Origin of the sequence: Clostridioides sp. ES-W-0018-02 (genome assembly GCF_020658175.1) — a bacterium.
In the GTDB taxonomy this organism is placed as follows: Bacteria; Bacillota; Clostridia; order Peptostreptococcales; family Peptostreptococcaceae; genus Clostridioides.
On record NZ_JACVVY010000036.1, the window covers coordinates 1 to 1,998 of the forward strand.

Annotated in this window: 4 protein-coding genes and 1 pseudogene; all 5 read left to right on the forward strand. The window is 29.1% G+C overall.

What is annotated here, in order from left to right:
- On the forward strand, positions 1-504 hold a 504-nt coding region (locus tag IC219_RS21215; RefSeq protein WP_227853496.1), incomplete at its 5' end, for an N-acetylmuramoyl-L-alanine amidase.
- A 12-nt stretch (positions 505-516) separates the two neighbouring features.
- Positions 517-1,134, forward strand: a complete 618-nt coding sequence (locus IC219_RS21220) for a glucosaminidase domain-containing protein (RefSeq protein WP_227832032.1) — start codon at positions 517-519, stop codon at positions 1,132-1,134.
- 11 nt (positions 1,135-1,145) lie between these two features.
- Complete coding sequence (locus IC219_RS21225; protein ID WP_227832033.1) at positions 1,146-1,397, forward strand: phage holin family protein; 252 nt, start codon at positions 1,146-1,148, stop codon at positions 1,395-1,397.
- On the forward strand, positions 1,398-1,709 hold the full coding sequence (locus tag IC219_RS21230; RefSeq protein ID WP_227832034.1) for a hypothetical protein: 312 nt from the start codon (positions 1,398-1,400) through the stop codon (positions 1,707-1,709).
- Between the two features lie 32 nt (positions 1,710-1,741).
- Positions 1,742-1,998: pseudogene (locus tag IC219_RS21235) on the forward strand (phage integrase N-terminal SAM-like domain-containing protein); the annotation flags it as partial.

Here is a 1,998-nt window from a genome sequence, read left to right on the forward strand (position 1 = left end):
GTTGAAATAGCATCAAGAGTGTGTAAAAAAATAACTGAAACTTATCATGCGAAAGGTGATAAAGACTTTAAAAATAGAGGTGTTAAAGAAAAGAAAACTCTAGCATTTTTAAGAAGAACAAAGGCAAAGTCAATCTTAGTCGAATGTTGCTTTGTGGATACCGATGATACTAAAAACTATAATGCTAAAGATATGGCCATAAATATTTTTGAAGGAATATTTAATAAGTCTGTAAGTGGTAGTTCACAAGATAAAAAAAATAAATATACAATAGTTTATGAAGGTGAAGTTGATAAAGCTATAGCTAATGTAATGGCCATAAATTATAAATCTGATGAAGTCTATGTATGTGAGTTAAAAAATTATGTAGCTGGCCATTGTGAAAATCTTTATGTAATAGGGTCAGCAAGTGAAAAAATTAAGACTAGTGAAAGATTTACTAAACTACAAGGCGATGATAGATGGGCTACACTTCATAAAGTATTAAATTTTATAGGTAAGTAGGAGGTATTAAAATTGGATATATTAAATAAGCCGATAGCAACACTAGAACAAGTCTTTGCATATTTAGATACATTAAATAATAACTCTAATCCACCACACTATTTATGTAAGGCTATAGTACCAATAATATATAAAGAAGCAGAGAAAAAAGGTGTAAATCCAGTTATTGCAATTGCTCAAGCATTTGTAGAAACTGGATATTTTAATTTTGGTAGAGTTTTAAATCCCTCATATTGCAATGTATGTGGACTTAAAGGAAATAAAGGTGGAGGAGATTTAGACCCATCAGCCCATACAAGATTTAATTGTTGGGAAGAGGGAGCAGCAGCATTTATAGACCATCTAGCTTTATATGCTGGAGCTAAAGGTTATCCAAAATATAGTGAATTAGTTGGTAAAAATGAATACAAAATTAATGGAGTTACATTAGACCCTAGACATTTCCCATATTTACATGGAGAAGCTAAGATAGTTGAGAGTTTATCTGGTAAATGGTGTCCAGATACAAATTATGGTCAAAACATAATAAATATATGCAATAAGATAAGTTCAATGAAGGTAGAAAACAATGATATAAAACTAGAGCAAATAAAAATTAAAGTAAAAGAATTAAATGAGATTCTTGGATAGGAGGAAGTTATATGGATATAATGCAGTTTATACCTCAAAATCTGATAATGCTGATAGGAGGACTTTACATATTAGGGACTTTTATAAAAGAGTCAGATATTAAAAATAAATATATACCTTTTATATTACTGATTATAGCAATGATAAGTAGTTGTTTATTTATGAAGGAGTTGTCAATAGAAGCTATCTTTGAAGGTATTTTGTGTTGGGGAGCATCTATAGGTATAAATCAAATACAAGTGCAAAACAGAAAGGAAAAATAGATGTTATCTAAAGAAATGATTGAATTACTGAGCCAGTATGGATATACAGCTATACTACTAACAGTAGTAATGTTGTGGTTTGGTAGATACTTAGAAAGAAATAGACAACTAGAACAAGAAGATAGAATAAAAGAAAGAGCCTATTTCTCTAGAGAAATTAGAGAACAAAGAAAGCTTTTCGGAGATACGATAGATAAATTTGATGATAAGTTAGACAAGTTTGCAGAAGCATTAAACACTAATAATAGTAGACTTGAAAGAGTAGAAACAGATATAACAGAAATAAAAGACAAATTAGAGGCTAGAGATTAATTTCTCTAGCCTTTTTAAAGGAAGTGAAATATTTGGCAACATTTGAAAAGAGAAGTAAAAGAATTAAAGTAGAAGGAAATATAAATAAAAATAATGAAAAGTTAATTAAAGGATTTCTTCAAGCTAAGAAAATAGCTGGTTTAAGTGAGAAAACTATATATGTATATAAATGTGACTTATATACTTGGTCTAAATATCTGCATGATGAAATGGATGATTTATTAATCAAAGATTGTACTGAAGACGATATAATGGAATACATTTCATTTAGGATGGAGGACAATCATGT

Excerpts from the sequence above, each read along its gene's own strand:
- IC219_RS21225 (WP_227832033.1), top strand. The coding sequence starts at position 1,146 with ATGGATATAATGCAGTTTATACCTCAAAATCTGATAATGCTGATAGGA.
- IC219_RS21230 (WP_227832034.1), top strand. The coding sequence starts at position 1,398 with ATGTTATCTAAAGAAATGATTGAATTACTGAGCCAGTATGGATATACA.